Origin of the sequence: Streptomyces abyssomicinicus (assembly GCF_008974245.1) — a bacterium.
In the GTDB taxonomy this organism is placed as follows: domain Bacteria; phylum Actinomycetota; class Actinomycetes; order Streptomycetales; family Streptomycetaceae; genus Streptomyces; species Streptomyces abyssomicinicus.
In genome coordinates, this window is record NZ_BBZI01000023.1 from 1 (window position 1) to 7,798 (window position 7,798).

The following is a 7,798-nucleotide window of genomic DNA, read 5'->3' on the forward strand; positions in this document are numbered from 1 at the left end:
GGCCGGAGGACGTGGCCGTCCTCCAGGCCCTCGGTCTCACCGGCGACGACGCGGGTGTGGACTGGCGCACGGTCCACGGCCCGGACGCCCGGACCGTCGACCTCCCCACGTACCCCTTCCAACGCGAGCGCTACTGGCTCGACACCTCCGTCGTCCCCCTGCCGGCGCTGACTGCCGCGCGGTCGACGGACCGGGACACCAAGGACGACGAACCCGGAGCCGCCTCCTCGTTCGTACGACGCATCGCCGAGGCGGGCGACGACGAGCGGGACCGCATCCTGCTCGACCTGGTGCGTACGGACATGGCGATCGTTCTGGGGCATGTGACCCCCACCGCGATCGATCCCGGCCGCACGTTCAAGCAGCTGGGCTTCGACTCCTTGGGCGCCGTCGAGTTCGCCAAGCGGCTCACCGCGGCAACGGGTGTGCGCCTCACCGCGACCGCCGTGTACGACCACCCGAGCCCGGATGAGCTCGCGCGGTACCTGCGCACGCAGTTGCTCGGCCACGGGGCGTCCGACACCGCGCCGGGCGGTACCGGGACCGGCACCGGGACGCAGGTGTCCGACGAGCCCATCGCCATCGTGGGCATGGCGTGCCGCTATCCCGGTGGCGTGGCGTCGCCGGAGGACCTCTGGCGGCTGGTCACCGAAGAGGGCGACGCGATCACCGAGCTCCCCGGCAACCGCGGTTGGGACGCCGACGCGTTGTACGACCCGGTACCGGGACGCCCCGGCAAGACGTACACCCGGCACGGCGGTTTCCTTCACGACGCCGACGCGTTCGACCCCGCCTTCTTCGGCATCTCGCCGCGTGAGGCCGCCGCGATGGACCCGCAGCAGCGGCTGCTGCTGGAGACGTCGTGGGAGGCGCTGGAGCGTGCCGGGATCACTCCGGCGTCGCTGCGCGGCACCTCGGCCGGCGTCTTCGTGGGCGCCATGTCCCAGGACTACGGCCCCCGGCTGCACGAGTCGGCCGAGGGGTACGAGGGGTACCTGCTGACCGGCAGCACCGTGAGCGTGGCGTCGGGGCGTATCTCCTACACGCTGGGCCTCGAGGGTCCGGCGGTGACGGTGGACACGGCGTGCTCGTCGTCGCTCGTCGCGCTCCACCTCGCGGCCCAGGCGCTGCGGCAGGGCGAATGCGGCATCGCCCTGGCCGGCGGAGCCGCCGTGATGGCGACGCCCGGGATGTTCGTGGAGTTCAGCCGGCAGCGCGGTCTCGCCGCCGACGGGCGGGCCAAGGCGTTCGCGGCCGCCGCGGACGGAACCGCCTGGGCCGAGGGCGTCGGCATGATCGCCCTCGAGCGGCTGTCGGACGCGGAGCGCAGTGGTCACCGGGTGCTGGCGGTGTTGCGGGGGAGTGCGGTCAATCAGGACGGTGCGAGCAACGGTCTGACGGCGCCGAACGGTCCGTCGCAGGAGCGGGTGATCCGGCAGGCGTTGGCGAACGCGCGGCTCGCTCCGGCGGATGTGGACGTGGTCGAGGCGCATGGGACGGGTACGCGGTTGGGTGATCCGATCGAGGCGCAGGCGTTGCTGGCCACGTACGGTGCGGACCGGCCGGTGGAGAGGCCTCTGTGGCTGGGCTCGTTGAAGTCGAACATCGGTCATGCCCAGGCGGCCGCGGGTGTGGGTGGTGTGATCAAGATGGTGGCGGCGCTTCGGCACGGTGTGCTGCCGAAGACGTTGCACGTCGATGAGGCGTCGCCGCATGTGGACTGGTCCGCGGGTGCGGTGGAGCTGCTGACGGAGCGGCGGGACTGGCCGGAGCTGGACCGTCCGCGCCGGGCCGCCGTGTCGTCGTTCGGGATCAGCGGCACGAACGCGCACGTGATCCTCGAGCAGGCCCCGGAGCCGGCCCTCCCGCAGGAGCCGCCGGCGGAACCCGAGTCGTCGAGTGACGAGGGCGGTGTCGCCGTGCCCTGGCTGCTCTCCGCCCGGAGCGGGGAGGCCCTGCGCGCCCAGGCCAAGCGGCTGCTGAGCCGTGTCGAGGCGCAGCCGCAGCTGCGTTCCGCCGAGGTCGCCCATGCCCTCGCCACGACCCGCACAGCCTTCGACCACCGCGCTGTCGTCATCGGTGAGGACCGCGACGCCCTGCTGGGAGCGCTGGAGGCCCTCGCCCGCGGCGAATCGTCCAACGCCCTCGTCGAAGGCACCGCCACCGGCACCCCTGGCCGGACCGTCTTCGTGTTTCCGGGGCAGGGGTCGCAGTGGGTGGGGATGGCGGTGGAGTTGTTGGGTTCCAGTGAGGTGTTCCGGGAGAGCGTCGCGGAGTGTGAGGCGGCGTTGTCGGAGTTCGTGGAGTGGTCGTTGTCGGATGTGTTGCGGGGTGTGGGGGGTGCTCCGGGGCTGGATCGGGTGGATGTGGTGCAGCCGGTGTTGTTCGCGGTGATGGTGTCGTTGGCTGCGGTGTGGCGGTCGTTGGGTGTGGTGCCGTCGGCTGTGGTGGGGCATTCGCAGGGTGAGATCGCGGCGGCGTGTGTGGCGGGTGCGTTGAGTGTGCGGGATGCGGCGCGGGTGGTGGCGTTGCGTAGTGCGGCGATCGTGCGGTTGTCGGGGTTGGGGGGGATGGGGTCGGTGTCGTTGCCGGCTGCGGTGGTGGAGTCGCGGTTGGGGGTGTTCGGGGGGCGTTTGTCGGTGGCGGCGGTCAATGGTCCGTCGTCGACGGTGGTGTCGGGTGATGCCGATGCGTTGGCGGAGTTGGTGGAGGGGTTTCGGGGTGAGGGGGTGCGTGCGCGGTTGATCGCGGTGGATTACGCGTCGCATTCCGCGCAGGTGGAGGGGATCCGGGAGGAGTTGCTGGGGCTGTTGGAGGGTTTGGAGCCGCGTTCGTCGAAGGTGGCGTTCTATTCGACGGTGGAGGCGGCGCCGATCGACACGGCGGTTCTGGATGCGTCGTACTGGTATCGGAATCTGCGGGGCACGGTGCGTCTGGAGGAGACGGTCCGGGTGCTGGCGGCGGACGGTTACCGGACGTTCGTGGAGTCAAGCCCGCATCCGGTGCTGACCATGGGCATCCAGGAAACCCTCGACGAGACCACGTCGTCGCCCGAGCCCGAGCGCGCGGAGGCCGCCGCGACCGGCGCCCCGGACCCCGAGCAGCTCCCCGCCGACGCCGGCTTCGTCGTCGTCGGGTCCCTCCGCCGCGACGAGGGAGGCTGGGCCCGCCTCCTGACCGGCGCCGCCACCCTCCACACGGCCGGCGTACCCGTCGACTGGACCCCGACCACCGGCGTGGCCGGCCCCGCCCGGACCGTCGACCTGCCCACGTACCCGTTCCAGAGGCAGCGTTACTGGCTGGACACCCCGGCCGCCACAGGCGACGTGACCGGTGCCGGGCTCGGCGCCGTCGACCACCCGCTGCTCAACGCCCTCGTGCCGCTCGCCGACGGGGACGGCCTGCTGTTCACCGGCCGCCTGTCGCTGCGCACCCACCCCTGGCTCGCCGACCACGCCGTGTTCGGCACCGTCCTCCTCCCCGGCACCGCCTTCGTGGAACTGGCGCTGCGTGCCGCCGACGAGGTGGAGTACGGCCAGGTGCACGACCTGACGCTCGAAGCGCCCCTGGTCATCCCCGAACAGGGCGACGTCCTGCTCCAGATGGCCGTCGACGCGCCCGACGACACCGGCCGCCGCGCCCTTCGTGTGTACGCACGGCGCCTCCCCCCGGACGCCGGCGCGGCGACCGAGGACGACGGCTGGGCACGACACGCCACCGCCTGGCTCGTGCCCGCCGAGGCGGACGAGCCGGCGGACTCGGCCGATCCCGGCGACGCCCTCGCGACGTGGCCGCCCGACGCCACGCCCGTCGACCTGAGCACGCGGTACGAGCAACTCGCCGCACAGGGATACGAGTACGGGCCCGCCTTCCAGGGGCTCACCGCCCTCTGGCGTCGCGGAGACGAGGTGTTCGCCGAGGTCCGGCTCGCCGACGACCAGCAGGGACAGGCCGAACACTTCGGCATCCACCCCGCACTGCTCGATGCGGCCCTGCACGCCGTCGTCCTGCGGCCGACGTCCCCGGCGGGCGACGCCGCGGACGGAGAAGGCCCCCGTCTGCCCTTCGCCTGGGACGGCGTACGCCTCCTCGCGAGCGGAGCCCGCACGTTGCGCGTCGCGTTCACTCCGCTAGGGAACGACACGGTCCGCCTCGTCGCCGCGGACCCGACCGGGACCCCGGTCACCGTCATCGAGTCCCTCGCCCTCCGCTCGGTCACGGCGCAGCAGCTCGCCGCCGCAGCGCGGGCCGACGAGCCTCGGCTGCCTCTCCACCACGTGGACTGGCTGCCCGTCCCGACGCCCGCCACGGGCGGCGCACCGCACGGCGCGGATGTCCGCGCGAGCCTGGACGACCTGCTGCATGCTCCCGACGCCCACACCGGCGAAGGCGCCACCGCGCTACCGGAGAACGTACTGCTGTACGCGACCGGCGCCACCGGCCCGGGCCCGGCCGGCCCGGACCGGGATCCGCGGGCCACGTCCTCCGCCCTGCGCCACGCCCTGCACGGTGTGCAGAGCTGGCTGGCCGACCCCCGCACCGAGGGTTCCCGCCTCGTCGTGGTCTCGCGCCACGCCGTGGCCGCCCGCCCCGGCGAGGACGTCGCCGACCTGGCGGGCGCGGCCGTATGGGGCCTCCTGCGCACCGCGATGTCCGAGAACCCCGGCCGGTTCGCCCTCCTCGACGTCGACACGACCGACCTCACCGTCACCGCCGACGTCCTCACGGCCCTGGAGCGTGAACCCCAACTCGCCCTGCGGGAGGGCGTGCTGTACGCGCCGCGGGTCGCACGCGCCGTCGGCGCCGACAGCGGGAGCGACGGCGGCGATGACGGCGACGGCGACGGCGACACCAGGACCGGTGGGCTGGGCTCCGGCGAAGGGACGGTGCTGGTCACCGGTGGTACGGGGACGCTGGGTTCGCTGGTGGCGCGGCATGCGGTGCGGGTGCATGGTGTGCGGCATCTGGTGCTGACGAGTCGGCGTGGTGCGGCGGCGGAGGGTGCCGCGGGGCTGCGGGACGAGTTGTTGGCGGCGGGTGCGGAGTCGGTGCGTGTGGAGGCGTGTGACGTTGCCGACCGGGAGGCGCTGGCCGCTCTGCTGGCGTCGATTCCGGTCGAGCGTGCGCTGACCGCGGTGGTGCATACGGCCGGCGTACTGGACGACGGCACCATCGACAGCCTCACCCCTGAGCGCGTCGACACGGTGCTGCGGCCGAAGGCCGATGCCGCGTGGAACCTGCACGAGCTGACCCGCGACGTGGACCTGACCGCGTTCGTCCTCTTCTCCTCCGTCGTGGCCACCATCGGATACGCCGGCCAGGCCAACTACGCCGCCGCCAACGCCTACCTGGACGGCCTCGCCGCGCACCGCCGCGCCCACGGCCTGCCCGCCACGTCGCTCGCCTGGGGCCTGTGGGCCGACGCGAGCGGTATGACCGGGCACCTCGCCGACAGCGACCTGGCCCGTATGGCCCGGGCCGGAGTCGCCCCCCTGCCCGGCGAGGAGGGCCTCGCCCTCCTCGACGCGGCACTGCGCAGGGACGACGCCCTGCTGCTGCCCGCGCGACTCGACCTCACCTCGCTGCGCACCCAGGCGGCCACCGACGGGGTACCGCCCGTCTTCCGCGCACTCGTCCGCACCCCAGCCCGGCGTGCCGCCCAGGCGGGCGACGCGGGCGGCGCGGCCGGCCGGTCCTGGACCGAGCGCATGGCCGCGCTGCCCGAGCAGGAGCGCGACCAGGCGGTCCTGGACCTCGTTCGCCATCAGGTCGCCACGGTGCTCGGTCACGCCGACGCCGACGGCATCGCCGTCAACCGTGCCTTCAAACTCCTCGGCTTCGACTCCCTGACGGCCGTGGAACTCCGCAACCGGCTCACCGCCGCCACCGGCGTACGCCTCCCGGCGACAGTCGTCTTCGACCACCCGAGCCCGGCCGCGCTCGCCGACCACCTGCGCGGCCAGGTCACCGGCGGGACCCGGGCGACGCGCGCCGACCAGCCGCGCCGGCCCGCCGCCGGCACGGCGGACGAGCCGATCGCGATCGTCGCCATGGCCTGCCGCTTCCCGGGCGGGGTGGAATCTCCGGAGGACCTGTGGGAGCTGGTCGCGTCCGGCGCGGACGCCATCGGTGACTTCCCCGCGGACCGGGGCTGGGACCTGGAGCGGCTGTACGACGCGGACCCGACGCACGCGGGAACGTCGTACGCCCGGCATGGCGGGTTCCTGCACGAGGCGGCGGAGTTCGACGCGGAGTTCTTCGGCCTGTCGCCGCGTGAGGCGCTCGCGACGGACCCGCAGCAGCGGCTGCTGCTGGAGACGGCCTGGCAGGCGTTCGAAGGCGCCGGCATGGACCCGGAAGCGCTCCGGGGCTCCCGGACCGGTGTCTTCGCCGGCGTCATGTACAACGACTACGGTTCGCGCCTGCAGAGCGTCCCCGAGGAACTCGAGGGCTACCTCAGGAACGGCAGCTACGGCAGCGTCGCGACGGGCCGCATCTCTTACACCTTCGGCCTGGAAGGCCCGGCCGTCAGTGTCGACACGGCGTGCTCGTCGTCGCTCGTCGCGGTGCACCTGGCCGCCCAGGCGCTCCGCAACGACGAGTGCTCGCTCGCGCTCGCCGGTGGTGTGACGGTGATGGCGACGCCCAACACCTTCATCGAGTTCAGCCGCCAGCGAGGGCTTTCGGCCGACGGCCGGTGCAAGTCCTTCGCCGCCGGCGCCGACGGCACGGGCTTCTCCGAGGGTGTCGGTCTGTTGCTTCTGGAACGACTCTCGGACGCGCAGCGCAACGGCCACCGCGTGCTGGCGGTGCTGCGAGGCTCCGCCACCAACCAGGACGGTGCGAGCAACGGGCTGACGGCGCCGAACGGGCTGTCGCAGGAACGGGTGATCCGCCAGGCCCTGGCGAGCGCGCGTCTCGCGCCGTCCGACGTGGACGTGGTCGAGGCCCACGGCACCGGTACGCGACTCGGTGACCCGATCGAGGCACAGGCGCTGCTCGCGACCTACGGCCAGGACCGGCCCGGGGACAGGCCGCTGTGGCTCGGCTCGCTGAAGTCGAACATCGGGCACACGCAGGCGGCTGCCGGCGTCGCGGGTGTCATCAAGATGGTGGCCGCCCTCCGGCACGGTGTGCTGCCGAAGACGTTGCACGTCGATGAGGCGTCGCCGCATGTGGACTGGTCCGCGGGTGCGGTGGAGCTGCTGACGGAGCGGCGGGACTGGCCGGAGCTGGACCGCCCGCGCCGCGCCGCCGTGTCGTCGTTCGGCATCAGCGGCACGAACGCGCACGTCGTCCTCGAACAGGCCCCGGTCGCCGACGCGGTGGACGAGGAGCGGCCCGACGACGAAGGGCCGCACCTGATAGCACTGTCCGCCGCGACACCGCGGGCACTTCAGCAGCAGGCCGGTCGTGTGCGGGCGCTGTTGGACGAGCGTCCGGGCGTGCGGGTGCGGGATGTGGCGTGGTCGTTGGTGGCGTCGCGGGCGCGGTTCGGTCGGCGGGCTGTGGTGGCCGGGGCGGACCGGGGGGAGCTGGTGGCGGGGCTGGAGGCGCTTGCCGCGGGTGGTGCCGGCACGGCTCGTTCTGCTGTTGGTGGGCGGTTGGCGTTTCTGTTCACGGGTCAGGGGTCGCAGCGGGTGGGGATGGGGCGTGGGTTGTATGCGTCGTTCCCGGTGTTCGCGGCGGCGTTCGACGAGGTGGTCGCCGCGTTCGACGGTCTGCTGGATGTTCCGCTTGTCGAGGCTGTGGACGGCGAGTTGGTGCATGAGACGGGTGTGACGCAGCCGGGGTTGCT

The 7,798-nt window shown here is 73.2% G+C and carries 1 protein-coding gene; it reads left to right on the forward strand.

Annotated elements, in window-relative coordinates; genetic code table 11:
• Positions 1 to 7,798: type I polyketide synthase (locus GBN72_RS33895; RefSeq protein ID WP_151775829.1), on the forward strand; the 7,798-nt coding region annotated here is incomplete at both ends.